Origin of the sequence: Sulfitobacter sp. M368 (genome assembly GCF_025141875.1) — a bacterium.
Lineage (GTDB): Bacteria > Pseudomonadota > Alphaproteobacteria > Rhodobacterales > Rhodobacteraceae > Sulfitobacter > Sulfitobacter mediterraneus_A.
The window spans coordinates 1,903,760-1,929,223 of the sequence record NZ_CP081113.1; the positions used below are offsets into that span (position 1 = coordinate 1,903,760).

At 57.4% G+C, this 25,464-nt stretch carries 28 protein-coding genes and 1 tRNA gene; 14 read left to right on the forward strand and 15 right to left on the reverse strand.

Annotated elements, in window-relative coordinates; genetic code table 11:
* The first annotated feature begins 21 nt into the window (after positions 1 to 21).
* From K3754_RS09530 to phoB, 6 genes are all read left to right on the forward strand, one after another.
* Entirely contained in the window at positions 22 to 1,077 is a 1,056-nt protein-coding gene (locus K3754_RS09530; RefSeq protein WP_259943177.1) for a substrate-binding domain-containing protein, read from the forward strand.
* 88 nt (positions 1,078 to 1,165) lie between these two features.
* Positions 1,166 to 2,680, forward strand: a complete 1,515-nt coding sequence (gene pstC, locus K3754_RS09535; RefSeq protein ID WP_409202376.1) for a phosphate ABC transporter permease subunit PstC — start codon at positions 1,166 to 1,168, stop codon at positions 2,678 to 2,680.
* Complete coding sequence (gene pstA, locus K3754_RS09540; RefSeq protein ID WP_259943179.1) at positions 2,677 to 4,008, forward strand: phosphate ABC transporter permease PstA; 1,332 nt, start codon at positions 2,677 to 2,679, stop codon at positions 4,006 to 4,008. Before pstC ends, pstA begins: the two co-directional genes overlap by 4 nt.
* A gap of 15 nt (positions 4,009 to 4,023) precedes the next feature.
* A complete protein-coding gene (pstB, locus tag K3754_RS09545; RefSeq protein ID WP_203211259.1) occupies positions 4,024 to 4,833 on the forward strand; it encodes a phosphate ABC transporter ATP-binding protein PstB in 810 nt (269 codons plus the stop codon).
* Between the two features lie 4 nt (positions 4,834 to 4,837).
* The gene (phoU, locus tag K3754_RS09550; protein ID WP_203211258.1) at positions 4,838 to 5,545 is read left to right on the forward strand and encodes a phosphate signaling complex protein PhoU; all 708 of its coding nucleotides are present in this window, start codon (positions 4,838 to 4,840) and stop codon (positions 5,543 to 5,545) included.
* 4 nt (positions 5,546 to 5,549) lie between these two features.
* Positions 5,550 to 6,239, forward strand: a complete 690-nt coding sequence (phoB, locus tag K3754_RS09555; RefSeq protein WP_203211257.1) for a phosphate regulon transcriptional regulator PhoB — start codon at positions 5,550 to 5,552, stop codon at positions 6,237 to 6,239.
* 27 nt (positions 6,240 to 6,266) lie between these two features.
* Here phoB and K3754_RS09560 read toward each other — a convergent pair whose 3' ends face one another.
* The gene (locus K3754_RS09560; RefSeq protein WP_259943184.1) at positions 6,267 to 7,370 is read right to left on the reverse strand and encodes a Xaa-Pro peptidase family protein; all 1,104 of its coding nucleotides are present in this window, start codon (positions 7,368 to 7,370) and stop codon (positions 6,267 to 6,269) included.
* 389 nt (positions 7,371 to 7,759) lie between these two features.
* On the opposite strand from K3754_RS09560, the gene K3754_RS09565 reads away from it, so the two are divergent.
* From K3754_RS09565 to K3754_RS09575, 3 genes are all read left to right on the forward strand, one after another.
* Positions 7,760 to 8,218 (forward strand): hypothetical protein, encoded by a 459-nt coding sequence (locus tag K3754_RS09565; protein ID WP_203211255.1) that lies wholly within the window; start codon positions 7,760 to 7,762, stop codon positions 8,216 to 8,218.
* Between the two features lie 200 nt (positions 8,219 to 8,418).
* A complete protein-coding gene (gene aroQ / locus K3754_RS09570; RefSeq protein WP_259943303.1) occupies positions 8,419 to 8,859 on the forward strand; it encodes a type II 3-dehydroquinate dehydratase in 441 nt (146 codons plus the stop codon).
* Entirely contained in the window at positions 8,856 to 9,611 is a 756-nt protein-coding gene (locus K3754_RS09575; RefSeq protein WP_203211253.1) for a LuxR family transcriptional regulator, read from the forward strand. The genes aroQ and K3754_RS09575 overlap by 4 nt, the downstream gene beginning before the upstream one ends.
* Before the next feature lie 345 nt (positions 9,612 to 9,956).
* On the opposite strand, the gene tsf is transcribed toward K3754_RS09575, so the two are convergent.
* Positions 9,957 to 10,832 carry a translation elongation factor Ts gene (tsf, locus tag K3754_RS09580; protein ID WP_259943187.1) on the reverse strand — a complete coding sequence of 292 codons (876 nt, stop codon included), beginning with the start codon at positions 10,830 to 10,832 and terminating at the stop codon, positions 9,957 to 9,959.
* Positions 10,833 to 10,911: 79 nt separating this feature from the next.
* Entirely contained in the window at positions 10,912 to 11,775 is an 864-nt protein-coding gene (gene rpsB, locus K3754_RS09585; protein WP_203211251.1) for a 30S ribosomal protein S2, read from the reverse strand.
* A 258-nt stretch (positions 11,776 to 12,033) separates the two neighbouring features.
* On the opposite strand from rpsB, the gene K3754_RS09590 reads away from it, so the two are divergent.
* On the forward strand, positions 12,034 to 12,603 hold the full coding sequence (locus K3754_RS09590) for a PA14 domain-containing protein (protein WP_259943189.1): 570 nt from the start codon (positions 12,034 to 12,036) through the stop codon (positions 12,601 to 12,603).
* Here the strand turns inward: K3754_RS09590 and K3754_RS09595 are convergent.
* The 3 genes from K3754_RS09595 to K3754_RS09605 form a co-directional block, all read right to left on the reverse strand.
* The gene (locus K3754_RS09595; RefSeq protein WP_259943192.1) at positions 12,591 to 13,445 is read right to left on the reverse strand and encodes a 1-acyl-sn-glycerol-3-phosphate acyltransferase; all 855 of its coding nucleotides are present in this window, start codon (positions 13,443 to 13,445) and stop codon (positions 12,591 to 12,593) included. The genes K3754_RS09590 and K3754_RS09595 overlap by 13 nt on opposite strands.
* Positions 13,442 to 14,206, reverse strand: coding sequence for a GNAT family N-acetyltransferase (locus K3754_RS09600; RefSeq protein ID WP_409202383.1), 765 nt, complete (start codon positions 14,204 to 14,206; stop codon positions 13,442 to 13,444). Before K3754_RS09600 ends, K3754_RS09595 begins: the two co-directional genes overlap by 4 nt.
* Positions 14,207 to 14,347: 141 nt before the next feature.
* Positions 14,348 to 14,536 carry a DUF3553 domain-containing protein gene (locus K3754_RS09605; protein ID WP_259943197.1) on the reverse strand — a complete coding sequence of 63 codons (189 nt, stop codon included), beginning with the start codon at positions 14,534 to 14,536 and terminating at the stop codon, positions 14,348 to 14,350.
* 32 nt (positions 14,537 to 14,568) lie between these two features.
* Between K3754_RS09605 and K3754_RS09610 the strand changes: the two genes are divergently transcribed.
* Positions 14,569 to 15,162, forward strand: a complete 594-nt coding sequence (locus K3754_RS09610; protein WP_259943199.1) for a histidine phosphotransferase family protein — start codon at positions 14,569 to 14,571, stop codon at positions 15,160 to 15,162.
* Between the two features lie 16 nt (positions 15,163 to 15,178).
* Here K3754_RS09610 and K3754_RS09615 read toward each other — a convergent pair whose 3' ends face one another.
* From K3754_RS09615 to K3754_RS09655, 9 genes are all read right to left on the reverse strand, one after another.
* On the reverse strand, positions 15,179 to 16,444 hold the full coding sequence (locus K3754_RS09615; protein ID WP_259943200.1) for a glutamate-5-semialdehyde dehydrogenase: 1,266 nt from the start codon (positions 16,442 to 16,444) through the stop codon (positions 15,179 to 15,181).
* A 58-nt stretch (positions 16,445 to 16,502) separates the two neighbouring features.
* Positions 16,503 to 17,609, reverse strand: coding sequence for a glutamate 5-kinase (gene proB, locus K3754_RS09620; RefSeq protein ID WP_259943202.1), 1,107 nt, complete (start codon positions 17,607 to 17,609; stop codon positions 16,503 to 16,505).
* Positions 17,597 to 18,631: a GTPase ObgE gene (gene obgE / locus K3754_RS09625; RefSeq protein WP_259943204.1), complete on the reverse strand. Its 1,035-nt coding sequence runs from the start codon at positions 18,629 to 18,631 to the stop codon at positions 17,597 to 17,599. Before obgE ends, proB begins: the two co-directional genes overlap by 13 nt.
* A gap of 21 nt (positions 18,632 to 18,652) precedes the next feature.
* A complete protein-coding gene (locus tag K3754_RS09630) occupies positions 18,653 to 19,189 on the reverse strand; it encodes a GNAT family N-acetyltransferase (RefSeq protein ID WP_203211243.1) in 537 nt (178 codons plus the stop codon).
* Between the two features lie 2 nt (positions 19,190 to 19,191).
* Entirely contained in the window at positions 19,192 to 19,794 is a 603-nt protein-coding gene (locus K3754_RS09635; protein WP_259943205.1) for a LysE family translocator, read from the reverse strand.
* A 215-nt stretch (positions 19,795 to 20,009) separates the two neighbouring features.
* Positions 20,010 to 20,279: a 50S ribosomal protein L27 gene (rpmA, locus tag K3754_RS09640; RefSeq protein WP_164354390.1), complete on the reverse strand. Its 270-nt coding sequence runs from the start codon at positions 20,277 to 20,279 to the stop codon at positions 20,010 to 20,012.
* Between the two features lie 11 nt (positions 20,280 to 20,290).
* Positions 20,291 to 21,004: a 50S ribosomal protein L21 gene (locus K3754_RS09645; RefSeq protein ID WP_037911495.1), complete on the reverse strand. Its 714-nt coding sequence runs from the start codon at positions 21,002 to 21,004 to the stop codon at positions 20,291 to 20,293.
* A gap of 233 nt (positions 21,005 to 21,237) precedes the next feature.
* A complete protein-coding gene (locus K3754_RS09650; protein ID WP_259936834.1) occupies positions 21,238 to 22,053 on the reverse strand; it encodes a hypothetical protein in 816 nt (271 codons plus the stop codon).
* Positions 22,054 to 22,893, reverse strand: coding sequence for a DUF2059 domain-containing protein (locus tag K3754_RS09655; RefSeq protein ID WP_203211241.1), 840 nt, complete (start codon positions 22,891 to 22,893; stop codon positions 22,054 to 22,056).
* Positions 22,894 to 23,035: 142 nt separating this feature from the next.
* Between K3754_RS09655 and K3754_RS09660 the strand changes: the two genes are divergently transcribed.
* The 3 genes from K3754_RS09660 to K3754_RS09670 all read left to right on the forward strand — a co-directional run bounded on the left by K3754_RS09660 (position 23,036) and on the right by K3754_RS09670 (position 25,440).
* Positions 23,036 to 23,125, forward strand: a tRNA-Ser gene (locus K3754_RS09660).
* A gap of 148 nt (positions 23,126 to 23,273) precedes the next feature.
* Positions 23,274 to 24,482 carry a site-specific integrase gene (locus tag K3754_RS09665; protein ID WP_259936843.1) on the forward strand — a complete coding sequence of 403 codons (1,209 nt, stop codon included), beginning with the start codon at positions 23,274 to 23,276 and terminating at the stop codon, positions 24,480 to 24,482.
* Entirely contained in the window at positions 24,475 to 25,440 is a 966-nt protein-coding gene (locus K3754_RS09670; RefSeq protein ID WP_259936844.1) for a hypothetical protein, read from the forward strand. The genes K3754_RS09665 and K3754_RS09670 overlap by 8 nt, the downstream gene beginning before the upstream one ends.
* Positions 25,441 to 25,464 lie beyond the last annotated feature (24 nt).

The window sequence follows — 25,464 nt, forward strand, 5'->3', positions numbered from 1 at the left end:
ATTTGACTGACAGGAGACATCATGTCGCTGACAAAACTCACCACATCCGCGCTGGCCATTGCTGCCGTTTCTGCCACTGCTGCTGCCGCGCGCGATCAGGTGCAGGTTGCCGGGTCATCCACCGTGCTGCCATACGCCTCCATCGTTGCCGAAGCTTTTGGCGAAAACTTTGACTTCCCGACACCGGTTGTAGAATCCGGTGGCTCGTCCGCTGGCCTCAAGCGTTTCTGCGAAGGCGTGGGCGAAAACACCATCGACGTGGCCAACGCATCGCGCAAGATCAAAGAAAAAGAGATCAAAGCCTGCGCGGAAAACGGCGTGACCGACATCATCGAAGTGCGCATCGGCTATGATGGAATCGTGTTCGCCTCTGACATCAACGGCAACGGTTTCGAATTCACCCCGACTGATTGGTACAAAGCGCTGTCCGACAAGGTCGTGATGGACGGCAAGGTTGTCGACAACCCCTACACCATGTGGAACGAAGTGAACGCCGACTTCCCCGCGCAGCCTATTCAGGCCTATGTGCCCGGTACCAAGCACGGCACCCGCGAAGTGTTCGAAGACAAGGTGATCCTGGCCGGCTGCGAAGCCACCGGAGATTTCGATGTCTTCCTGGCCGCCGCCACCGGCGACAGTGACAAAGCCAAGAAAAAAGCCGCCGAGAAAGCCTGCATCGCGCTGCGCACCGACGGCAAATCCGTGGACATTGACGGTGACTACACCGAAACCCTGGCCCGCATCGAAAGCAACAAGGACGGCATCGGCGTCTTTGGTCTGGCCTTCTACGAAAACAACACGGACAAGCTGCAGGTCGCAACCATGTCCGGCGTTGTGCCTTCGACCGAAAGCATCGCAACCGGCGAATATCCAGTCTCCCGCCCGTTGTTCTTCTATGTCAAGAAAGCCCACATCGGCGTGATCCCCGGCCTGAAAGAATATGCTGAGTTTTTCGTCGCGGACGAGATCGCTGGCCCAGATGGTCCATTGGCCGAATACGGTCTGGTCTCCGATCCTGAACTGGCCGAGACACAAGAAACTGTATCCGGCGAAGCGGTAATGGGCGGCGGCTCCTAAGCCCTGATCCTGATGATCCAGACCGGAGGCTACAGCACTGTGGCCTCCGGTTTTTTGACTGAATTGCAGACAGAGCAGGACCAGCACAATGACGGCCACAACTGCCACAACGTTTCTCGGAGTGCCGCTTGGCATGGCGCTTTTTGTCGCTGTGCTGGCGATTGCGCTTTTGGGCTACGTCATGGCCCGCAGCCGGGTCATGGCCCGCGCAGGCGGCGACGCAAGGGTGCTGCACTCCTTGCCGAATTATTACGGAATGACAGCGGCGATGTTTGCCGCTGTTCCTGCCTTGGGGGTTCTGCTGATCTGGCTGTTGGCACAACCTGCGGTGGTGCAGAACGCGGTTCTGCCGTTGATCCCAGCGGACAAGATCGACAGCGTCGGCACACAAAGCCTGATCCTGTCGGATGTGCGCCGTGTGGCCGATGGCCTGGACATTGCGCTGGCGCAGGGTGCGCTGAGCAGGGTAGACATTGCCGCGATGGCAGATGATCCATCGGCGCTGCGCGGAACGCTGGGCGAGGTCGGCGTGGCGCTGGGTTCTGAGGTCGAACCCTTTATTCTGGCCGCAGCACAGAAATCACGGGAATTGAACGGGAAGGGGCGGTTCTGGATGGCGGCGGCGGTTCTGCTGATCGCCCTGGCCGGTCTGGCGCTGGCCCTGCGCGCCGCAGATCCACAATTCCGCGCCCGCAATATCGTGGAGCGCGGCGTTATGGTCTTGCTGATCGTGGCTGCCTCGCTGGCCATTCTGACCACGGTGGGCATCGTTCTGTCGATGCTTTTTGAATCGATCAATTTCTTCCGCCTGCATGACTGGAAAGACTTTTTCCTTGGCCCCAAATGGGCGCCCAATTTTCGCGGCGACAGCGATCTGTCGATCCTGCCGCTGCTGTGGGGCACGCTTTATATTTCCATCATTGCGCTATTGGTCGCGGTGCCGATTGGACTGTTTGCCGCGATCTATCTCAGCGAATATGCCGGTCCGAAACTGCGCGGGATTGCCAAGCCATTGCTTGAGATCCTCGCGGGGATTCCAACCATCGTTTATGGCCTCTTTGCCTTGCTGACTGTTGGCCCTGCCTTGGTGCGGCTGTTCGGGCGCGGCGAGGATGGGATATTGGGCGTGGAATGGATGAGCGGCGCGACATCCGTCCTGACCGCGGGTTTGGTGATGGGCATCATGTTGATCCCGTTCGTGTCCTCCCTGTCCGACGACATCATCAACGCGGTTCCGCAAAGCCTGCGTGACGGGTCATTCGGCCTTGGCGCGACCCATTCGGAAACCGTGCGGCAGGTGATCCTCCCCGCCGCCTTGCCGGGGATTGTCGGCGCGGTGCTGCTGGCCGCCAGCCGCGCTATCGGCGAGACCATGATCGTGGTGCTGGGGGCAGGGGCCATTGCCCGCGTCTCGGTCAATCCGCTGGAGGCCATGACCACAATCACCACCCGCATTGTCAGCCAGTTGACCGGTGATACGGACTTTGCCTCGCCAGAGACATTGGTCGCCTTTGCGCTGGGTCTGACACTGTTTGTTCTGACGCTGGGGCTGAATGTTCTGGCACTTTATATCGTGCGCAAATACCGGGAGCAGTACGAATGACCGATATCACCAACTCCGGCGCATCCCTGCTGGTGCAGGATGCCCGCACCCAAAAGCGCAACCGCGCCGAGGCGCGGTTCAAGATGTACGGTCTGGCCGCGATTGCCGTGGGCCTGCTGATGCTGGTGATCTTGCTGACCACCATCATCTCGCGCGGGACAGGCGCCTTTCAACAAACCTACGTCACGCTAGAGGTGCCCTTGCTGGAGGCCAAGCTGGACAAGAAAGGCAATCGCAATATCGACGACATCAAGAAAGTTTCGACCTTTGGTTATGCGCCATTGATGAAGGCGGCCTTTGAGAACAAGATCGCCGCCGCCGGTATCGAGACCAAGCTGAAATCCAAGGAGATGGCGGCGCTTCTGTCCAAGGATGCAGCGGCGACCCTTCGGGACTATGTTCTGCAAGACATTAATGTGATTGGCCAAACGATTGAGTTCGAGTTTCTGACCAACAGTCGCGTCGATGGATATCTCAAGGGCCGTGTGACCCGCGCATCTATCGCCAATGACAAAAGCATCAATGCCGCACAGCTTGATCTGGTGGATGCATTGATCGCCGATGGCAGCCTGCGCAAACGCTTCAACCTGGACTTCATCACCGGCGCGGATGCCTCTGACCAGCGGCCCGAAGCGGCGGGCATGGGCGTCGCGATGATCGGGTCGTTTTTCATGATGTTGGTGGTGCTGGCGCTGGCCCTGCCCATCGGCGTTGCCGCGTCGATCTATCTTGAGGAATTTGCCCCGAAAAACTGGATCACGGATATCATCGAGGTCAACATTTCGAACCTTGCTGCAGTGCCATCCATCGTCTTTGGTATTCTTGGTCTGGCGGTGTTTATCAACTACATGCACCTGCCCAATTCCGCACCTTTGGTGGGTGGTCTGGTGCTGACGCTGATGACCTTGCCGACGATCATCATTTCAACCCGTGCCTCGCTCAAATCGGTGCCGCCATCGATCCGGGATGCGGCGCTGGGGGTCGGGGCCTCCAAGATGCAATCGGTGTTCCATCACGTGCTGCCACTGGCCGCGCCGGGCATCCTGACCGGCACCATCATCGGGCTGGCGCAGGCGCTTGGCGAAACAGCGCCACTGCTGCTGATCGGCATGGTCGGTTTTATCGCCTCCAACCCGCCCGATGGCATCACCTCTGGCCTGATGGATCCAAACTCCGCCATGCCGGCCCAAATCTATGAATGGGCCAAACGTGCCGACCCGGCATTCTATGAACGCGCCTGGGGTGGTATCATCATCCTGCTGGTGTTCCTGATCACAATGAACGCAATCGCCGTGCTGCTGCGCCGCCGGTTCGAGCGGCGTTGGTAAAAGAGGTCCGATCCCATGAGAGACACTATTATTTCGGAGAAAGACGCGATGCAGAACCAAACGGGGCATCCCGCCAAAATCGCGGCCCGCAATGTGCAGGTGTACTACGGTGACACCCACGCAATCAAAGACGTGAACGTGGATATCGAGGCCAATACCGTCACCGCCTTTATCGGCCCGTCCGGCTGCGGCAAATCGACTTTTCTGCGCTGTATCAACCGGATGAACGACACCATTGATGTGTGCCGTGTCGAAGGCGATATCCGCATTGATGGCGAGGATATCTATGACCGCAAGGTTGACCCGGTGCAGCTGCGTGCCAAGGTCGGGATGGTGTTCCAAAAGCCGAACCCGTTTCCCAAGTCGATCTACGACAATGTGGCATACGGACCCCGCATTCACGGGCTGGCCCGGAACAAGGCGGAACTGGATGATATCGTTGAGAAAGCCCTGCGCCGCGGGGCGATCTGGAACGAGGTGAAGGACCGTCTGCATGCGCCCGGCACCGGCCTGTCCGGCGGTCAACAACAGCGGTTGTGTATTGCCCGCGCAGTGGCCACGGAACCCGAAGTTTTGCTGATGGATGAGCCATGTTCGGCCCTTGACCCGATTGCCACAGCGCAGGTTGAGGAACTGATTGACGAGCTGCGCCAAAGCTATTCGGTGGTGATCGTCACCCACTCGATGCAGCAGGCCGCGCGGGTCAGTCAGAAAACCGCTTTCTTCCACCTCGGCAACCTTGTTGAATTTGGCGAAACAGACAAGATTTTCACCGCGCCGGAAGATCCGCGCACCGAAAGCTACATTACCGGACGGATTGGATAATATCATGCAAGATCAACATATTGCATCCGCATTTGACCGTGACCTTGAATCCATTCAGGCGCAGATCATGAAGATGGGCGGCCTGGTGGAAGATGCCATTCGCCTGGGCGCGCAATCGCTTGAAACCCGTGATGAGGAACTGGCCGACAAAGTGCGGGCAGGGGACCGGGCCATTGATGGGCTGGAAGAACTGATCAATGATCAGGCGGCGCGTTTGATTGCGCTGCGTGCGCCAGCGGCGATTGATCTGCGGCTGGTGCTGAGCGTGATCAAGATCAGCGCCAATCTTGAACGCATTGGCGACTATGCCAAGAACATGGCCAAACGCACCGGGGTTCTCTCGCAGATGCCGCCGGTGAATGACAGCGCCGGTTCGATCCGCCGCATGGCCCGCACGGTAGAGGCGATGCTGAAAGATGCGCTGGATGCCTATATCCAGCGAGACGCCGAATTGGCGCTGGATATCATCGCCCGCGATGAAGATCTCGATCAGATGTACAATGCGTTGTTTCGTGAATTCCTGACCTTCATGATGGAGGATCCGCGCAACATCACCGCCTGTATGCACCTGCATTTCATCGCCAAGAACGTCGAACGTATGGGGGATCATGTGACCTCTATCGCTGAACAGGTGGTTTATCTGGTCACCGGTGTTGCCCCGGCAGATGCACGGCCAAAGGCGGATAAAACATCCGTGGCATCAAAGGCTTAAGAAAATGAGTGTGACACAACCGCAGGTCTTGCTGGTCGAGGATGAACCAGCACAGCGCGAGGTTCTGGCGTACAATCTTGAAGCTGAGGGCTTTGCTGTGACCCAGGCACAAAACGGCGAGGAAGCGATGCTTCTGGTGGCCGAGGCTGCGCCTGATCTGGTGATCCTGGATTGGATGATGCCACTGATGAGCGGGATCGAGGTCTGTCGCCAGCTCAAGACCCGCGATGACACGCGCCATATTCCGGTGATCATGCTCTCGGCCCGATCCGAAGAGGTGGACGCCGTGCGCGGGCTGGAAACCGGTGCGGATGATTACATCATCAAACCTTATTCCCTGCGCGAGTTGATGGCCCGTGTGCGCAACCAGTTGCGCCGTTCGCGGCCTGCGGCCTCAGGGGCACCTTTGTCCTATCAGGACATCGCCCTTGATACAGAAAGCCACCGTGTCAGCCGCGCGGATCAGGAGCTGAAGCTTGGGCCAACGGAATACCGTCTTTTGGTGACGTTGCTTGAAAAACCGGGGCGTGTGTTCAGCCGTGACCAACTGCTTGACCACGTTTGGGGACGCGACATCTATGTGGATACGCGCACGGTTGATGTTCATATCGCCCGGCTGCGCAAAGCGCTCACGCAGCATGGCGGCGACGATCCGATCCGCACGGTGCGCGGCGCTGGATATGCTTTGGGGTAGGGGGCGGGTGCCCCCTTTTCAATCTGTTCAAGCGTTTGAAATCACCAAATCCCGGGGCAAATCTGAGAGAATCTCAGCGCCATTTTCTCGCATAATTACAATGTCTTCCAGTCTTATTCCAAAGCGTTGCTTTAAGTAAATTCCCGGCTCAATGGAAAAGACATTTCCGACCTCCAGAACGGTGTCAGATGTGGCCGTGATATAGGGCGGCTCATGCACATCAATGCCGACACCATGGCCCAAACGGTGCAGAAATTCCTTGTCATATCCGGCCTCAGTGATGTGATCACGTGCCACTTTGTCCAGATCTGACGCTTTCATGCCGGGACGCGCGGCATCAACGGCGGCCTGAACCGCGCCTTCAACCACTGCAGCAACCTTAAGAAATTCCGCATCCGGATCGCCAAACCAACCGCAACGGGTCATGTCTGATGGGTATCCTTGATACCGGCACCCCGTGTCGACCAAGATGGCCATATCACGCTCCAGCCGGGTTTGACCGGTGTGATGATGGGGAAACGCGCCATTTGCGCCAAAGCCAACGATTGTGAACTCCGGCGCTGCGCCGTTGGCCTTGTAATAATCGCGAATGATGGTCTGAAGCTCCATCTCGGTTATGCCTTCGCGCAGGCAGCCATAGCCGTGCTGCACAGCCGCATCATTGAGCAGCGCAGAGGCCTTAAGCGCTTGATATTCTGCATCATCCTTGAGGCCACGCAGATAGCCGACGGTTTGATGCAGGAAGGTATGCTTGGGCTGGTCCAGCGCGGCAAGCAGCAACAGGGAGAAATCCGTACGCATGGTTTCATCCAAGCCAACGGTCAGACCGGGACGCTTGGCATCTACGGCGCCCAGCAGCTCATCCAAGGCCCGATCAGGGCCGTCAGCGTCGTCCCAGCAAAAGAACAGCAGATCGGTCATTTGGCGGGCGCTGTCGGCGTTGAGGCCCGGCATCAGGAAACCGGCCGCTGTTGCGCTGATCATCAACATTACGGGACGTTCATCGCCATGCGGGTTCAAACCGGTCAGCCACATCATATGGCTGCTTGGTCCGGCAACCACGAGGTCGACACCAGTGTCAGCCATGCGTTGACGCAGGCGTGTCAGTCGGGATTGGTAAAGGTCGGACATGTTTGCTCCTGTAGCCGTGTCGCGCATCTAGGGTAAAGTGCTAGGCTGTGACGTGGACGAAGGCAATTGCTGGTTTGGGACGTTGGTCCAGTGGATTGGCACACCTATGTATTTCAGTGGGTTACGGCGCGTGATTGATTATTTAGGTGAGCCAGAGCGCATGTATTAATTACATAATACTGATTATAAGAAATAGAGAATGCCAAAACTGCAAGGCAAACTGGTGTTCAAAACCACACCGGAAAACGCCGGTTCGTCGTCATGTGCGGATATCCCCTTCTGAATCCGGCCAACTATTTTGGGTTGAAGTGCGCGCGATATTCCACCACTAGAGGTAGTGATTTGAGATTGAGCCACAGGCCTGATCTAACCAAAATGGAATACGGAATATGCCTAAGACACTTCGAAACAGATTTCAGAATTTCGCCAAAGGTTCGGCCTTGGTTGTTGGTTTGCTACTTGCGGCCTCTCAGGCGGATGCCATGTGCCGCGGTACGCCGGTGATCAAGCTGAGCGATGGCAGCGCGGGATGTGTGATCAAGAAAGAGCCGACAGAGATCACGCGCACCAGGTCTGTGGTTGGTGGCGGTCCAGCCACGACCCTTAAGTCCAAAATGAACGGTGTAGCGATTGTTGTTCAGTACCTTGACGAAGGAAACGACAAGCAAATCTCTCGTAAACGGATTGAGAAACGCGCAAAGGAAATCTGCCTGACCTTTAACAAAGAGATGCTGAAAGGCGTGAAGCGACCGGGCAATCCATTTATGGTCGTGGCGCAGACCTGGGGAAAGAAGCCGCAATTTCCCAAGTTGACATACTTTACAAAGAATTGCTGGATCAAAAGATGACGCCGTCCTTAGTGCAAGAAAACCGGGGGTTTGCCCCCTCCTCCCGGTTTGTTCGCGTGGTTTGTTCGCCGCGCTGAACTGGTTACAAACATGCGGAAATGCACCACTTCTTCCGTAAGTTGCGCATCCATGCTGCGCTGTTGCTGGACAGCGCGGCCTATGGGCCGTTAACTGATTGTATTGAATATGTGAGTTCCGCAATGCCATCTGTTTTGATCCTGAACGGCCCGAACCTGAACCTGCTTGGCACCCGCCAGCCCGAGGTTTATGGCGCAACCACTTTGGCAGATATTGAAAAGCTCTGTGTCGATGCCGGTGCTGCACTTGGTCTTGATGTGGCTTGTTTTCAGTCCAACCATGAAGGCGCGATGATCGATCAGATCCATGCCGCCAAGGGCACCCATGACGGGATTGTCCTGAATGCGGGCGCCTACACCCACACCTCTATTGCACTGATGGATGCGATTGCTTCGGTCGAACTGCCGGTTGTCGAAGTGCATCTGAGCAATATTCACGCCCGAGAAAGTTTCCGCCATCGGTCGTATATCGCGCCGGTGGCCATTGGGCAGATCTGCGGATTTGGGGCCAAAGGCTATGCTCTGGCACTGGATGCCCTTGCGGGTGTATTTGCACGAAAATGAGCTTGCAGGAATATCTCGATGGTCTGGTCCGGTGCCCCTCTCTTGAGGCGCTTTGGGATCTGCACACCCAGAAAATGGCCGAATACGGTTTCGACCGGCTGATCTATGGATATACCCGTTACCGGACGTCAACGTCGCTTGGTGACCCCGAAGACTTTATCATTCTGACCAATCACTGCCGGTCTTATACGGATGAATTTCTGGGCGCCGGTCTCTATTACGATGCCCCTATGGTGCATTGGGCGCTGGCCAATGACGGCGCCTGCAGCTGGACCGTGATGCATGAGATGGCGCAGGCCAAAGGCATGACCCCCGCAGTGGAACGGGTGCTGGATTTCAACCGCCGTATGGGGGTTCATGCAGGCTATACCGTCAGCTTCAAATCCATTTCTGCGCGGTCCAAGGGAGCCATTGCATTGACCGCGCGGCGCGACCTTGATCAGGCGGCCATTGATGCGGTCTGGGCCGAACATGGCGACGATATCAAGGTGATGAACGATGTTGCTCATCTCAAGATTCTCACCCTGCCCCAAAACACCGCCAAACACGCCCTGACCCCACGCCAGCGCGAGGCCTTGCAATGGGTGGGCGACGGCAAGACCACGCAGGATATTGCGCTGTTGATGGGTTTGACGGCGGCAACTGTGGAAAAGCACCTGCGGCTGGCGCGTGAATCCATGGGCGTGGAAACCACCGCACAGGCAGTTCTGAAGGCGGCCTTCACCAACCAGATGTTTGTGATGGACGTCTGATCCGGCCCAAAGGTATGGAATCCCTTACTGGCGCGAATTGGCGTCATGACGCAAGGTAAGCCCGTCCCGTGTACGCGGTTTGGCCGTGGGACGCTGCCCAATATACCCTTTTGATTATGAGGCTCTGTTCGGGTTCCTGTTTGGTCGGGGCTTTTTTCGTTTCGGCTGACAGGGTTTTGCGCTCACAGTCCCAGCGCAACCTGGGGCGAGCGTATAGGCGGGCTTTGCCTCTCGGTCAAAGTCCGCCTATCTTTTTCCCCTGCCCCATTTGACCATTTGGACCGGCCACGAAGAAGGGCGGCTCCGATACCGGAACCGCCCCAAATACTTATTTTGTTGAGTGGCTTAGCCCTGTGCGGCTTTCGCAACTTCAGCAGCAAAGTCTTCTTTGACCACTTCAATGCCTTCGCCCACTTCGAGACGAACAAAACCGGTGATGGTTGCGCCGGCCTCTTTGGCGGCGTCGCCAACGGTCAGGTCAGGGTTCACAACAAACGCCTGGTTCAGCAGTGTCACTTCGGACATGTACTTTTTCATGCGGCCGACGATCATTTTCTCGATCACGGCTTCTGGCTTGCCAGATTCCCGAGCGATGTCCATCTGAACCTGCTTTTCTTTTTCGACAACCGCCGCGTCCAGATCTGCCTCGGACAGGGACGCAGGGTTCACAGCGGCGATGTGCATTGCAACCTGCTTGCCAAACGCCTCATCACCGCCGGTCATTGCAACCAGAACGCCGATTTTGCCCATGCCGGGTGCCGCGGCGTTGTGCACGTAAGACACAACTGCGTCGCCGTCGATTGCGGACATGCGGCGCACCGACATGTTTTCGCCAATCACGGCAACCGCGTCTGTCACGGTCTGCTCAACGGTTTTGCCGCCCATGTCGGACGCTTTCAGCGCGTCCAGATCAGATGCGTTCAGTGCAACCTCTGCAATGCCGCCAACCATTTTCTGGAAGTCTGCGTTTTTGCCAACAAAGTCGGTTTCGGAGTTCACTTCAACCGCGACACCGTGGCCACCATTAACCTGAACAGCCACCAGACCTTCGGCCGCCGTCCGGCCAGATTTTTTGGCCGCTTTGGCCAGACCCTTGGTGCGCAGCCAATCAACCGCGGCTTCCATGTCGCCGTTGTTTTCAGTCAGCGCCTTCTTGGCGTCCATCATGCCTGCGCCGGTGCTGTCGCGCAGTTCTTTCACCATAGATGCTGTAATCGCCATCTTTTGGTTCTCCTTTGGAATCATGGGATCTGGGGCAGGTGATCCCTGCCCCATATTTCAACGCTGTGAAACGTGCCGATCAGTTGGCTTTTTCAACAGTCTCTTGCTTGGATTCGATATCCAACGGTGCATCTTTGGACATCGCGTCGTTTGAAACAGTCTCGGAGGACGCATTGCCAACTTCAACGCCATCGCTGAGCGCTTCTTCGACAGGTGCTTCTTCCATCGCGCCCAGATCAACGCCTGCCGCGCCCAGTTGTGCGGACATGCCGTCCAGGGCTGCGCGGGCTGCCAGATCGCAGTACAGCGCAATGGCGCGTGCCGCATCGTCGTTGCCTGGGATGATGTAGTCGATGCCATCCGGGGAGCAGTTGGTGTCAACCACCGCCACAACCGGGATGCCCAGTTTGTTGGCTTCGGCCACGGCCAGCGCTTCTTTTTTCACGTCGATGACGAAGATCAGGTCGGGACGACCGCCCATTTCGCGGATACCGCCGAGGGAGGCTTCAAGCTTGCCCTGGTCACGTTCCATGCCCAGACGCTCTTTCTTGGTCAGACCTTCAAAGCCGCGCTCGGACTGTTCGTCGATGTTTTTCAGACGGTTGATGGACTTCGACACGGTCTGCCAGTTGGTCAGTGTGCCGCCGAGCCAACGGTGGTTCATGTAATACTGTGCGCATTTTTCCGCGGCTTCTGCCACAGGCTGCGAAGCCTGACGCTTGGTGCCGACAAAAAGGATGCTGCCGCCTTTGGCGACGGTTTCACGGATCACAACCAGCGCCTGCTCCAGCAAAGGAACGGTCTGTGTCAGGTCCATGATGTGGATGCCGTTGCGCGCGCCATAGATGAACGGACCCATACGTGGGTTCCAACGCTGCGTCTGGTGGCCGAAGTGTACGCCTGCTTCAAGCAATTGGCGCATGGAGAACTCAGGAAGAGCCATGTCTTTATACCTTTCCGGTTTAGCCTCATCGGGGGTATGACAGCGGATGCTGCCAACCGGCGGACGTTTGAGGATTTCTCCCCCAAAGGCCCAACCCCGACTGCGGGTTCAAGTGCCGCGCGTATAGATCAGCATTGGGTCAAGCGCAAGGGGCCATGGGTGCAATCGTGATCTGGCCGCCCTGCCCCCGAAAATATGGACAAACGGCGCGGAGTTGCTCAGGGTATGATCATAAAAACACCATCAGGGGAACACCACATGATCAAACTGACCTCTGCGGCCCTTGCCGCATGCCTTGCAATGCCGGTCTTTGCCGCGCCGCTGACCCTCACGCCGGCCGATCCGCAACCGAATGCGGATGATCTGTCGCCAGGGTTGGCGGTGTCCTATGCCTATCCCAAAGAGGTGCGCACGCTGGAACAGGCAGACGCCGCCCTGCAAAGTGCCAAACCTGGTCCTGCGCTGGTCGGGCTGTCTTATCTGGACGGTGATGATGGGGATCTGACGCTGACCTCGACCTCGCACAAAAAGGTTGCGGCAGAGATCACCGGCTATCTGCGTTTTGACGCGGCTGGCACGTTTGAGATCGATTTTTTCAGCAATGACGGCATCCGGGTGGAGCTGGGCGGACAGCAGGTCGCGCTTTATGATGAGGTCCACGCTTGCGAATCCGCGGGCTTGCAAGAAGTCGAAGTGCCCGTGGCCGGTTGGTATGCCATCAAGGCCACCTATTTTCAGCGCAAAGGCACCGCCTGCCTGATGATGGACTGGAATGCAGACGGATCCCTCGGCCCTGTCCCGGACAGCGCCTTTGCCTATTCCAAGTGATCGCTAACTAATCGGTCGGGGCTGGACAGTTGATGCCCTGACCGCACGGCCGTTTCGCTGGCCTGTGCCAATGCCTTGCGATTTGGGTAATCGCGCACAGGCATTGGTGCGTGATAGGCCACATGTACACGTCCTTGTCGTGCGGGCGCCAATGTCGCCAAGAGATGCGATCCAAAGGACATATCCCCCCACCAGCCATAGAACCGCGGGTCGGTGCCATCTGGTGCGAAATAGGTGATTGTCACGGGTTGAACCGCGATTTCGTCCTTAAGGTTCTCTGCAAAGAAAGCCTGGAAGAGCGTTGTTTTAAAAGGAATAACCTGCATTCCGTCCGTGCTGGTCCCCTCGGGAAAGAACAGCAGTTTGTGCCCGGCCAGCAGACGCGCTTCGAATACTTGGGTTTGCTCTTTGGCCTTTGCGGGGTTGCGCTCGATGAACACGGTGCCAGTGGCCCGCGCCAGCCAGCCAATGCCCGGCCAACTGGCCACTTCGGACTTTGACACGAAGTAAATCCGCTTTGCCGCGTTCAACACGAAGATATCGAGCCACGAGGAATGGTTGGCCACAACCGCCCCGCGCCCCTTCATCGGTGCGCCGCTGTTGCTGTAGCCGATCCCCAGAATGCGCAGCGCGTTCCGGCAGACAAATTGGGTGATATGGGGAGTGACCGGGCGGTGGAGCCCATAGAGCGGCTGTTCGATCAGGCGCACAATCAGAAGGATCAAAAGCCCGCCAAACACCAAAATGCCAAGGGCGACCACCCGCAGGACAACGCGCACCCAGCCCCAGAACCGGATCGGCGGAAAGGCGGGTGGCACGCCGCTGTCCCATGCGATGCTCATCGACGTTCTCCGCGATAGATTTTCGATTGGCGGGCATTCATCTGATTGGTGTCCATGATCAGGCAGACATCAACCGTGTTAAAGGCATGATCGATATATGCGCCTTCACCCACCATGCCGCCAAGGCGCAGATAGGCCTTGATCAGGCTGGGCATTTGCAACATCGCGGCTTTGCGATCCAGTTCAGCTTCGCCCAGCAAGTTCATGTTTTGAAACGATGTGTCCCGTGCTTTCACCCGCAGATCTGGCGGCGCGAGATGGCGATGGTGCAAAAAGGACAGGGGTTGCTTCAATGCCGATACATCCGTGCCGTGAAAGCTCGCCACACCAAAGAGCACTTCGATCTCATGCTGCGTGATGTAATCGGCAAGCCCTGACCACAGGTGATGCATAGCCATGCCGCCGCGATAGTCAGGATGCAGACAGGACCGCCCCAGTTCAAGAATGCGCCGCCCGCAGGTTTCTAGCAGGGTCAGGTCGTATTCGCCGGAAGAATAAAAGCCCCCTGCCCGCTGCGCCATATCCTGTTGCATCAAACGGTAGACACCGACCACCGCGCCGGTGGTATCATCAAGCAACAAAAGATGGTCGAGAAAGGGATCAAACCGGTCCCGTTCGAGGCCGGCATCGTGGTCCACCATTGCACCGCCGCCGCCCAGTTCCGAGACAAAGACATCATAGCGCAGGCGCTGTGCTGCTTCCAGATCCGCGTCGGTTTGTGCCAGTCTGACATGAAACCCGCCGGTCGCCTGTTGGGTCATCGGCATGTGATACCCCTTTGATGCGTTCGAGGTCTGATAGGCAATTCCCCCCCGATGCGCAATATCGCGAAGGGACGCCTGAAAATGGCACGCGCGCGGGCCGCCATTAACTAAATCTTTCGTAAATTAACTCTTTTTCAATCAAGATGTGGCATCAAAGACCGGCATCAATGCAATTCGGAAACTGTCTATGACAATTTTACCTTCGTCCCTGAAGTTCACGGTCAACTTGCCGCCGATGTTGCTTTGGACCTGTCCGATGCCCCATTCCGGGCGATCGGGATGGCGGGCCAACATGCCGGGCGTGAAAATCGCATTCAAATCTTCCATCAGCTCGCCTTTCAAAGACAGTGGTATCGCCCATGACCCCCGCACCTAATCTTGTCGCATTGGTGGGCAGCCGGATCTGCCATGATCTGATATCCCCCATCGGCGCGATCAACAATGGACTTGAACTGATGTCGCTGTCTGGCGCGGGTGCGGGGCCGGAAATGTCGTTGATCGGGGAAAGTGTTGGCAATGCCAGTGCCCGCATCCGGTTTTTCCGCATCGCTTTTGGGGCTGCGGGGGATCAGATGATTGGCCAGACAGAGGTATGTGCGATCCTGCGCGATCTCTATGAGGGCGGGCGTTTGACGGTGCATTGGCGGCCCACCACGCCGCAACCCAGGGCCGCTGTGCGCCTGGCATTTCTGGGGCTTCTGTGTTGCGAGACCGCAATGCCCTACGGCGGTACGCTTGACGTCACGCAGCATCAGGGCGATTGGTCCCTCAAGGCGCAGGCGGACCGGCTGAGTGTCGAAGGCGGGCTTTGGGCCATGTTGACCGACACGGCCCTTGCGGAGGATCTTCTGCCCGCCCATGTTCAATTCGGCCTGATGCCGCAAATCGCATTGGACGAAGGGCGCAAAATCGCCGTTCAGGCAGACGAGACCCGCCTGACGCTGACCTTTTGATCGCGCCGCCCTGACCCTAGGCGCGAACTGTCCCGTCACCTGTTACAAGATATTTGAAGCTGGTCAGCTGCGCCGCGCCCACCGGGCCACGGGCATGCATCTTGCCGGTTGCGATCCCGATCTCTGCACCCATGCCAAATTCACCGCCATCGGCAAACTGGGTCGAGGCATTGTGCATAAGGATGGCGGAATCCAGACGGTTCATAAAGGTCTGCGCCGCCTCTGCGTCTTCGGTCAGGATACAATCGGTGTGGTTCGAGCCATAGCGCCGGATGTGATCAATCGCGCCTTCCAGATCGGGCACAACCTTGGCCGCAATGATCATATCAAGGTATTCGTGTCCCCAATCATCAGCCGTGGCCGCAATGGTGCCCTCTATACCCGACAACGCCTCATCCACGCGCAGTTCCACGCCCGCGTCGATCAGGGCGCGCACAACGCCTTGCCCGATGGTGTTGGCCACATCCTGATGAATCAGCAGGCATTCCGCCGCGCCGCAAATGCCGGTGCGCCGGGTCTTGGCGTTCAGCACAACTTTCAGCGCTTTCTCAGGATCGGCGTCCTTGTCGATGTAGATATGCACAATGCCTTCGAGGTGGGCAAAAACCGGCACCCGCGCATCACGTTGCACCAGCCCGACAAGCCCCTTACCGCCGCGCGGCACGATCACATCGATGGTGTCCGTCATGGTGAGCATCTCGCCCACCGCGGCCCGGTCGCGGGTGGGCACCAGTTGCACAGCGTCCTCCGGTAAATTCGCATCGCGCAGACCCTGCTGCAAACAGGCGTGAATGGCTTGTGAGGAATGAAAGCTCTCTGACCCGCCACGCAGGATCACCGCATTCCCGGCCTTGAGGCAAAGCGCCCCTGCGTCAGCGGTCACATTTGGGCGGCTTTCGTAGATCACACCAATCACACCCAAAGGTGTGCGCACTCGCTTGATGTTAAGGCCCGTGGGCTGGTCCCATTCGGCAAGGATCTCTCCAATGGGGTCTGGCTGTTCGGCCACACTGCGCAGCCCGTCGACCATGCCTTGAATGCGCTCTTCGTTGAGCATCAGGCGGTCCATCATCGCATCGGACAACCCCTTGTCGCGACCATAGTCGAGGTCCTTGGCGTTTGCGGCGATGATCTCGGCACGGCGTTGCCAAACGGTTTCAGCGGCGCCGATCAATGCGGCATGCTTGCGCTCGGCATTGGCGTTGGCAAGAACGGCTGAAGCAGCCTTGGCGCGGGCGCCGATATCGGCCATCAAAGCGGGGATGTTATCAATGTCTTTCATGGTCTTAGGCCTGATATCTGATCTGTTGCATTAAGGCTGTGTCTGGCATTGCCGTGGCTCAAAGTGCCATATCATCGCGATGAATCAAAGCGGCCCGTCCCGGATAGCCAAGGATCGCCTCGATCTCGTCGCTGCGGTGTCCGGCGATTTGGGCCGCTTCCTGCGAGGCGTAGCGGGTCAAACCGGTGCCGATCACATGCCCCTCAGGGGTGAGCAGCGCCACGGTGTCACCTCGGCCAAAGTCACCAGTCACGGCGGAAACTCCGGCGGGCAGCAGGGATTTGCCCCGCGACAATGCTGCGACCGCGCCCGCGTCGAGCGTGACACTGCCCTGCGGTTTCATCGCCGCGATCCAGCGTTTGCGTGCAGCCTGCGGATCTACCTGCGCGGTGAACCATGTGGCATTCGCGCCCTCTTCCAATGCGGTGAGCGGGCGCAAAACCGACCCTTCGGTGATCGCCATGGCGCAACCTGACGCCGTTGCGGTGCGGGCCGCCATCACCTTGGTTTTCATGCCGCCCTTGCTGAGGCCCGATCCGGCATCTCCTGCCATCGCCTCAATCTCGGGCGTGATGGCGTCAATGACGTCATAACGGATCGCAGTGGGATCATCGCTGGGATTGCCACTATAGAAACCATCCACGTCAGACAGCAGGATCAACTGATCCGCGCCCACGGTGACCGCAATCTGCGCGGCAAGGCGATCATTGTCGCCAAAGCGAATCTCATCCGTCGCGACGGTGTCATTTTCATTCACAATTGGCACCACGCCCAGGCTCAGCAACTGTTCCATCGTGGCGCGGCTGTTGAGGTAGCGGCGGCGGTCCGCGCTGTCCTCAAGGGTGACAAGCACCTGCGCTGTGGTGATGCCATGGGGGGCAAGCGCCTCTTCGTATGCGCGGGCCAGCCGGATCTGGCCGACCGCAGCTGCCGCTTGGGACTGTTCCAGCGCCAGCGTTGTGCGCGGCAGGCCCAGCACCCCCCGGCCCAAAGCGATGGAGCCGGAGGAAACCAGTACAACATCACAGCCAAGGCTCTTGAGCCAGTTCACATCCTGCGCCAGCCCCAGCAACCAGTCCGACCGCAACGCGCCTGACACCCGATCCACCAGCAAGGCGGACCCGATCTTGATCACGATACGTTTGGCGTCTTTCAGGGCTGCCACGGCGCTACATCTTCCTGGGGGCGGTGGCGCAACCGGTCATCGTTAATCTCGCCGCGCAATGTGCGCAAGACTTCGGTCACACCCTCACGGGCCACACCTGACATAAGCATCACAGGGCCTCCGGACGCTTTTTCCAATTCAGCAGAGGCACTTGCTCGTTCTTCCTCATCCAGAGCATCAATCTTGTTGAGCACGGTCACACGCGGCTTGCCAGCAAGATCGCCGCCGTAGGCTTCCAATTCATTGATGATGGTATGGTAATCCTCTGCCACGGTTGCGGAGGTGCCATCCACCAGATGCAACAGCACCGCGCAGCGTTCCACATGGCCCAGAAACAGATCACCCAACCCGCGCCCTTCGGAGGCACCTTCGATCAGGCCGGGAATGTCGGCCACCACAAATTCAGTGTTGTCCACACCGACAACACCCAAGTTCGGATGCAGAGTGGTAAACGGATAGTCCGCGATCTTGGGGCGCGCGTTCGAGGTCGCCGCCAGAAACGTGGATTTGCCGGCATTGGGCAGGCCCAGCAACCCAACATCGGCGATCAGTTTCAGGCGCAGCCAAAGTGTGCGTTCGACGCCCTCTTGACCAGGGTTGGAGCGTCGTGGTGCCTGGTTGGTGGCGGATTTGAAATGCAGGTTGCCAAAACCGCCATTGCCGCCCCGTGCCAATTGGACGCGCTGGCCGACTTCAGTCAGATCCGCGATCACCGTTTCCTGATCTTCATCAAGGATTTCGGTGCCGACGGGCACCCGCAGCACGATATCCTCGCCATCCTTGCCGGTGCGCTGCTTGCCCATACCGGGCTGGCCGTTCTTGGCAAAGAAATGCTGTTGATAGCGAAAATCGATCAGCGTGTTCAACCCATCCACAGCCTCGGCCCAGACTGATCCACCCGTGCCGCCGTCACCGCCATCGGGACCACCATATTCGATGTATTTTTCACGCCGGAACGACACGCAGCCGCCCCCGCCCCCGCCGGAACGAATGTAGACTTTGCACAGGTCGAGAAACTTCATCGGGTGGCCTTTCGAAAGGGCTTAAAGCTTGCGGCTATAGGTCCATGTGGGTACGGCAGCGTCACGCGCCACACAATAGGTTTCCGCGTCGCCCAGATAGATAAAGCCCGCATTGGTCAGCACTTTTGCCGAGGCAGGATTGTCATGATAGACGGCCGCAAACATCGCATCATTTTGCAGTGGGTTGGCGTTCACCAAGGCTTGCACGGCATCAGATGCCAAATGGGTGTTCCAGAACGCGGGCGCAACCCAATAGCCGACCTCGGATTGGTTGCGATCCAGACGGGTCAGCGAAATCAGCCCCATCACTTCGTCGCCGCCTGATTTCAGCCCGTCCATGACCCAAACGTCCTCTTCGCGTGGCTCTGCCATAGCGCGGGTGATAAAGGCCTCAATGGTGCCGGGGGGCAATGGATGCGGAATGGACGAGGTGTTCTTGGCCACGCGCGGATCGCTGGCGTACATTTCGATCAAGCCTTGATCAGAGCGCCGCAATGGGCGCAGATCAAAGCGGTCGGTCGCAATCACCTGTTGGTTCACTATTTTTTGCATTTCCATCGTCATGTCCCTCCTCCGAACAGCACGAAAAGAACAGAGGCAACGGTGAGCGCCGCCAATATCCACATCAAATAAGGTTCGCCCCGTGTTCCTGCCACGGTCTTTGCAATGCGATCACCTGCAAGTGTCCAGAGCGGATGCAGAATGATCTGGCAGGACAGCAATACCGCAGCAATTGTTGCAGTTGCGATAAGGCTGGGCGTGCCGGGAGTCACAAAGGCGGTAAAACTGCCAACAATCATCGCCCAAGCCTTGGGATTGAGCGGGTGCACGATCAAGCCTGCGGCAAAGCCCGGCGCGGTGCCGGTGTCTTTGCCCTGACCAAGGCGCAGATTGGCAACCTTCCAGGCCAGCCAAAAGATATAGGCGGCGCTGAGGTATTTGAGCGTTTCAAAGATCCATGGCGCGCGATCGGCCAGTTCCATCAGGCCAAAGCCGATGGGCCAGATGACCAATTGTTTGCCGAGGGCCACACCCACCACAAAAGGCAGTGCAGCGCGAAAACCAAAGCGGGCACCCGTGGCCATCAGCGCCATATTGGCGGGGCCAGGCGTGCCAACCTGACTTGCGGCAAAGACCGCGAGGGGCAGAACGGCGATGCTCATGCCGGCGCCCCATGCCCATTGCCAAAGGTCCGGCATCCGTCCACAACATCCAATCGCGCCAGACGCGGATCAGCATCCGTCAGAATGGGCAGGTTTGCTGTGATCATCGCACCATTCCTTTCTGGCTGGTGTTGTCAGGAGGGTCTTGAGCAAAAAAGAAAAGGGACCGGCGTTTCCGCCGATCCCTAAATTTTCTCAAACCTTTTGGGTACGGCTTATTCTGCGGCCTCCGCCACCGGCAGGACAGAAATGAACGTGCGGTTTTTCAGTCCCTTGTGGAACTGAACCGCGCCGTCGACAGTTGCGAAGATCGTGTGATCTTTGCCCATGCCAACGCCTTCGGCGGGCCAAAACTTGGTGCCGCGCTGACGCACGATGATGTTGCCGGGGATGACAGCTTCGCCGCCATATTTTTTCACGCCAAGACGACGACCAGCTGAGTCGCGTCCGTTACGGGATGAGCCGCCTGCTTTTTTATGTGCCATTTGGTCTCTCCTTAGCCTTTAGTCTTTTCTTGAGCCTGTGCGATCCAGCCTTCACGCTCGATCCGGCCTTTGAAAGACAGTTTCTCGTCCATCTCGGCAACGTCCGCTTCGGTCCAGGCTGCGATCTGTGCGAAGGTTGTGACACCCGCGTCATGCAGTTTCTTTTCCAGAGCCGGGCCAACGCCGGACAGTTCTTTCAGATCATCCGCGCCAGCAGCCGCTTTGGCTTTTGGTGCAGCTTTCTTTTCTGCCTTGGGGGCAGCAGCTTTTTCAGCCTTTGGTGCCGCGGCCTTTTTGGCCTTGGCTGGCTTGGCAGGGGCGGCATCGGCGGATGCGCCAGTGATAGCAGCAACAGCAGCGGCGCTCACGGAGCCTGTACCAACAGCCGCCGCAACGCCAGACTTACCAGCGCCGGACGCCATGATCTCGGTGATCTTGACCAGTGTCAGCTTCTGACGGTGGCCCTTGGTCCGCTTGGACGAGTGCTTACGACGGCGTTTGACAAAGTTGATCACCTTGTCGCCTTTGATTTGATCGACAACTTCGGCTTGAACGCCTGCATCTTCGATCACCGGCGCACCAACCTGGGGGTTATCACCACCCAGCATCAGAACGTCGTTGAATTGAACTTTTTCGCCGGCACTTGCCGCAATACGTTCAACCCGGAGCATGTCGCCGGATTGTACCTTGTATTGCTTACCGCCAGTCTTGATGACCGCAAACATTGCGTCTTCCTTTACGTCGTTGCCGCGTTCTATGGTCCCCTTGCGGGTGTTTCCGGATGGGCCTGCTGGCCTGATCCACCTCGAACAGCGCGCCCATTCGGGCGTCATTGATAAAAAACCCGAAAGCGGGAAACCCGCCGGGATGCGGGCTTATCGGGGGAATAGCTGTTTAAGTCAAGCAGCTTTCCGGGCAAATCTGCATTTATCAACCAGCGACCAAGCTGCCCCAGCGTTTAAAGCTCCTGTGCGGTCATATTCAAGGCCACAGCGCGGCCCAAAGCATAGGAAATATCCTCGTAGGCTTTGCCAAACCCGTCAAACAGCGCGGCGTTCAGGGATTGCCCGGCCCGCGTTTGCGCAAAGGCGACATAAGCGGCCAGTTCCGCATCGCTGAGCGGCGAATAGGCCAGCAGCATATACCCATAGAGCCATGCGGTTGTGTCTTCGGTGATCTCGTCGATCTCGCTGGCGATATCGCGTAGAATATCCTCATCAGACATCTCAAGTGCCCCGCCCGTGACCAGCCCGCGCATAAACTGGTAGTTGGCGTTCATGGCGCTGGTGACGTTACGGTTGATCATGTCGCCGCCCTCTACCATCTCGCGGATCAGGGCGAGCCTTGGGTCATCGCTGCCCGCCAGCGCGGCATAACGGTCCCTTGCCGCTGCTTCGATGTCAGGGTCTTGAATGGCGGCACGGGCGGAATTTTCCAGATCGACAATCTGGATGCCCAGATCGGTGCTGAAAAACGCAATAACCTCGCCCCGATCTGCGCCAAAAACCCCGATTTTCAGATCGCGGCGAACCATTTCCACCATCCGCTCCGGGTCATAGATCGCGGCGACCTGTTGCTGCCACCCTGCCCCGCCTTCGCCTGCAAGCATATCATTGTTGAGATCCTCGGCGTAGCTGATCCCCTCTTCGCGCAAGATCAGTGCGGCCTCGCGCAGTTTCAGAACATCGACCAGCACGGTCAGCCGTGCGTCGGCCCAAGCGGGTGCCAAGGCCAACATGAACAGCAGCGGCGCGATCAGAACGGCACGTATCATTTACAAATCCTGACTGGGCTGCATGCCCGACAGCCGCGCCGCGACTGCCTCAAACCGGTTTGCCATAATCTCGTATTGCACGGCGTTCATCAGGGCATAGACCTCTTGCATCTTGGGATGGGCAAGGGCCTCGGCATAGATGCTGACCTCCTCATCCGAAAACGCCTGATAAGTATAGGCGGAACTGGCCAGCGCACTTTGTTTGACGGAGGCCCGCAGATCGTCTTCCTGGCTGCGCATCGCCTCGCGCAGGTCCGGCTCATCCATGCGCAGCTCAATCACCCCTGCCCCGGCAGCGGCCAGCAGAAACCGGATCTGCACCTCCTGAATGGCCCGGATGGAGCTGCCCGCCACATCGGTGGCATCGTTGAGATCACGCAGGATATCCACTCGCGGCGATCCGATTTGTTCCAATCCGGCCAGAATTGCGCCGCCCGCCTCTGATTTCAGGCCGTCCTCGTCGATCATATGAGAGATGTTCTCCGCCTGAACCAAGCGTTTGCCCAGATCGCTGGCGTAGAAATCCGCGGCATGAACCAGCAAATCATCGCTGAGCGTGGTGCCAAGGATCTCAAGAGCCATGCCATGCATCAACTCGGTGTCAAAAACCTCGCTGACCAGCCGCGACCATTCAGAGCCAAAGGCATCCGCCTCAATGCCCAACATCTGCGGCGCGGAATCTGCTGACAGCCGGATGCTCTCCAGCGCGACGTCAAATCCGGTGACTTCCAGAAAAGCATCAAGCTTTTGTTGATCCGCCGCCTCAGCGGGCCGGTGCGACAGCAAAAGCGTCAACCCCATCATCACGGCGAATATCGGAAAGCGAAGCGCGGCAGTCATAAGGCATCCTTTGCTGGGTCTTCTTATAACTTAGGCAATCATCGGCGCGGGGCAATGAAATTTCCCGTGTGCCGCCAAAAGGCGCCTATCGCCCCTTGTCACTGCGCCCCAAGCCGACTAAATGGGCGCACCAGACCCCCGCGGAGAGGTGCCGGAGTGGTCGAACGGGGCGGTCTCGAAAACCGTTGTGGGTGCAAGCCTACCCAGGGTTCGAATCCCTGTCTCTCCGCCAATATGGCTTTTCAATTGATTTCACTCGACCGCTTTAACATGCTTTATAGCCTTTTTTATATGGCGAAATTTGTCCATTGACGTTTTGTTGGCTTTCATAGGATTACGTCAGTATACTTTCCTTGTGTGGTATCAAGGGTGGTATTTTCGTGGCAGCACTTGGCGGCAAGCTGACAAAGAAGCTGGTTGAGAACTTAGGGCCAGGACGCCACGGCGATGGCGCTGGTCTTTATCTTGTGGTCGATCCCTCTGGCGCACGGCGCTGGATTGTTCGCGTCACTGTCAAAGGCCAGAAGAACCGCAAGGGAGCGCCGTTACGTACCGACTTCGGATTGGGCGGCGCTGACATTGTAACGCTCAACCAAGCCAGAGAACGGGCGCTTGAATATCGCAGGATGGCCAAGACGGGTTTGAACCCGCGTTTCAACGCCCAGCGCGAAATCCCAACGTTTGAAGAAATCAGCCGCCAAGTGCATATCGACCGCCTGCCCACTTGGAAAAACGAAAAGCACGGCCAGCAATGGGTGAACACCTTGCGCGACTATGCCTTTCCCAAAATTGGACGGATGCCAATTGATAGCATCGGCCAGCCTGAAATCCTAATGTGTCTATCGCCAATTTGGACGACCAAGCACGAAACGGCTAAGCGGCTGGCGCAGCGTATCAAGGTAGTGCTGGACGTGGCCAAGTCGAAAGGCTTTCGATCTGGTGAAAACCCCGTGACCGCGATCCGTGACGCCAAGGTTTTGCCGTTTGTCAAAGCCACTGTGCAACACCATGACGCGATGCCTTGGCGCGATGTACCTGCCTTCTTTGCAGAATTGAACGGACGCAGCGCCGTTGCGGCCAAGGCGCTGCAATTCACAATCTTAACGGCAAGCCGGACCTCTGAGGTGCTGGATATGACGTGGCCTGAGGTCGATTTCGAAGCGCGCCTTTGGACCGTACCAACCGCTCGGATGAAAGGTGGCACAGAACACCGCGTTCCGCTCACGGATGAAATGCTGGCAATACTGGAGCCGTTAAAGGCGATGGCATCGGACTATGTCTTTGAGGGACAGAAGCGACACAGGCCGCTGTCGAATATGTCTATGCTGATGCTGTTGCGTCGTATGGGGCGCGATGGCTTTACCGTGCATGGGTTTCGTAGTTCGTTCAGAGATTGGGCCGGTGAGTATGCTAGTGCCTCGCGCGAGGTTGCGGAGGCATGTTTGGCCCATCAAGTCGGCTCAAATGTGGAACGGGCATATGCGCGTTCGGATTTGTTGGGGCGGCGTCGCAAACTCACGGCTGATTGGTGTAGTTTCATATCTGCGGATTCCAAAATAATTGAGCTTGGGGAGATTTCTGGTGGATAGATGGACAAGACCAAACCGTCTAACGGAGGTGACTGACCACGTTCTTTCGAAAGAGATTGTTGGGGTCTTTCCATGCCCGTCAAAAAAAGTGCTTTCAACATTTAGCAGTAAGCTCGAACAGGTCGAAGACGGCGATACGGTTTGGCGTGTCCTTATCACTACCTGCACAGGTCTGGATAAAGAAAACCACGGGCACTACTATTTCTCAACAGAAGAGGAAGCCCATGAACAAATGGGTGCAATGCCGGTAGGCTTCATTTTTGGTGATGGGTCGGGTTTTCCAGTTAGGTTTCGTGACATATGCGATGGGCTGGATGAAGTGAAAACTTTGAAGCGCCTTTTTGGTGCTGGTGACCACGATGAAGTTGATCTTGTTTGCTATGATGCCTTTTTCGAAGCGGGAATTCATGATGCGAAGTTCGGATCACCGTCAAGCCGAGTGTTAGATTGGGTGGGTGAAGAGGACATTTCTTGGATGAAAGCAGCCTTTGGGGAAAACTGGGAGTGCGTCGCAATTCTCGAATACTCGATGAACCATTTTCCTCCTACGTCCCTTGTCTGTTTGGCTGCGAAGCTCTTTCTTGCGCGGTTTATTACCTATGATGAATTCGTAACTGGGTATTTGGTCAAAGAAATTCAAGCAATTGCAGGTGGAACAGAACAAGCAGCAGTTTCGGCAGTTGAAGCAAGGAAGAAAGCTGGAACTGGCGGTGGAAAAGCGTCTAGCAGGCGCAAATACAAAAACCTTGACCACCTAATGGGCGAAATCGAAAAGTTGATTGTAGCTGTTGAGCTAGTTAGCGAACAGAGAATTCTACAGCAAGCCCGAGAGTCCGCACTGGCCAAGTTTGACACGATGCCAACATCGAAGTCCGTACTGGATGATTACGAGGTGATTTTGCGTTCGGAGGAGCCTTTCAAGTCGCGCTATGAAGCAGTCTTCCACAGAAACGCTTAAGTACTTTGCCAATTCTGGGAACTG

Bases quoted from the DNA above. Each gene is read 5' to 3' on its own strand.
- phoB (WP_203211257.1), top strand. From the start codon at position 5,550: ATGAGTGTGACACAACCGCAGGTCTTGCTGGTCGAGGATGAACCAGCA.
- K3754_RS09590 (WP_259943189.1), top strand. From the start codon at position 12,034: ATGATCAAACTGACCTCTGCGGCCCTTGCCGCATGCCTTGCAATGCCG.
- K3754_RS09600 (WP_409202383.1), bottom strand. From the start codon at position 14,206: ATGACCCAACAGGCGACCGGCGGGTTTCATGTCAGACTGGCACAAACC.
- K3754_RS09635 (WP_259943205.1), bottom strand. From the start codon at position 19,794: ATGAGCATCGCCGTTCTGCCCCTCGCGGTCTTTGCCGCAAGTCAGGTT.
- K3754_RS09565 (WP_203211255.1), top strand. From the start codon at position 7,760: ATGCCTAAGACACTTCGAAACAGATTTCAGAATTTCGCCAAAGGTTCG.
- pstB (WP_203211259.1), top strand. From the start codon at position 4,024: ATGAGAGACACTATTATTTCGGAGAAAGACGCGATGCAGAACCAAACG.
- K3754_RS09605 (WP_259943197.1), bottom strand. From the start codon at position 14,536: ATGGAAGATTTGAATGCGATTTTCACGCCCGGCATGTTGGCCCGCCAT.
- pstC (WP_409202376.1), top strand. From the start codon at position 1,166: ATGACGGCCACAACTGCCACAACGTTTCTCGGAGTGCCGCTTGGCATG.
- K3754_RS09645 (WP_037911495.1), bottom strand. From the start codon at position 21,004: ATGTTTGCGGTCATCAAGACTGGCGGTAAGCAATACAAGGTACAATCC.
- K3754_RS09615 (WP_259943200.1), bottom strand. From the start codon at position 16,444: ATGAAAGACATTGATAACATCCCCGCTTTGATGGCCGATATCGGCGCC.
- tsf (WP_259943187.1), bottom strand. From the start codon at position 10,832: ATGGCGATTACAGCATCTATGGTGAAAGAACTGCGCGACAGCACCGGC.
- rpmA (WP_164354390.1), bottom strand. From the start codon at position 20,279: ATGGCACATAAAAAAGCAGGCGGCTCATCCCGTAACGGACGCGACTCA.
- K3754_RS09650 (WP_259936834.1), bottom strand. From the start codon at position 22,053: ATGATACGTGCCGTTCTGATCGCGCCGCTGCTGTTCATGTTGGCCTTG.
- phoU (WP_203211258.1), top strand. From the start codon at position 4,838: ATGCAAGATCAACATATTGCATCCGCATTTGACCGTGACCTTGAATCC.
- aroQ (WP_259943303.1), top strand. From the start codon at position 8,419: ATGCCATCTGTTTTGATCCTGAACGGCCCGAACCTGAACCTGCTTGGC.
- pstA (WP_259943179.1), top strand. From the start codon at position 2,677: ATGACCGATATCACCAACTCCGGCGCATCCCTGCTGGTGCAGGATGCC.
- K3754_RS09630 (WP_203211243.1), bottom strand. From the start codon at position 19,189: ATGGAAATGCAAAAAATAGTGAACCAACAGGTGATTGCGACCGACCGC.
- K3754_RS09560 (WP_259943184.1), bottom strand. From the start codon at position 7,370: ATGTCCGACCTTTACCAATCCCGACTGACACGCCTGCGTCAACGCATG.
- rpsB (WP_203211251.1), bottom strand. From the start codon at position 11,775: ATGGCTCTTCCTGAGTTCTCCATGCGCCAATTGCTTGAAGCAGGCGTA.
- K3754_RS09655 (WP_203211241.1), bottom strand. From the start codon at position 22,893: ATGACTGCCGCGCTTCGCTTTCCGATATTCGCCGTGATGATGGGGTTG.
- obgE (WP_259943204.1), bottom strand. From the start codon at position 18,631: ATGAAGTTTCTCGACCTGTGCAAAGTCTACATTCGTTCCGGCGGGGGC.
- K3754_RS09530 (WP_259943177.1), top strand. From the start codon at position 22: ATGTCGCTGACAAAACTCACCACATCCGCGCTGGCCATTGCTGCCGTT.
- K3754_RS09595 (WP_259943192.1), bottom strand. From the start codon at position 13,445: ATGAGCATCGCATGGGACAGCGGCGTGCCACCCGCCTTTCCGCCGATC.
- K3754_RS09575 (WP_203211253.1), top strand. From the start codon at position 8,856: ATGAGCTTGCAGGAATATCTCGATGGTCTGGTCCGGTGCCCCTCTCTT.
- K3754_RS09610 (WP_259943199.1), top strand. From the start codon at position 14,569: ATGACCCCCGCACCTAATCTTGTCGCATTGGTGGGCAGCCGGATCTGC.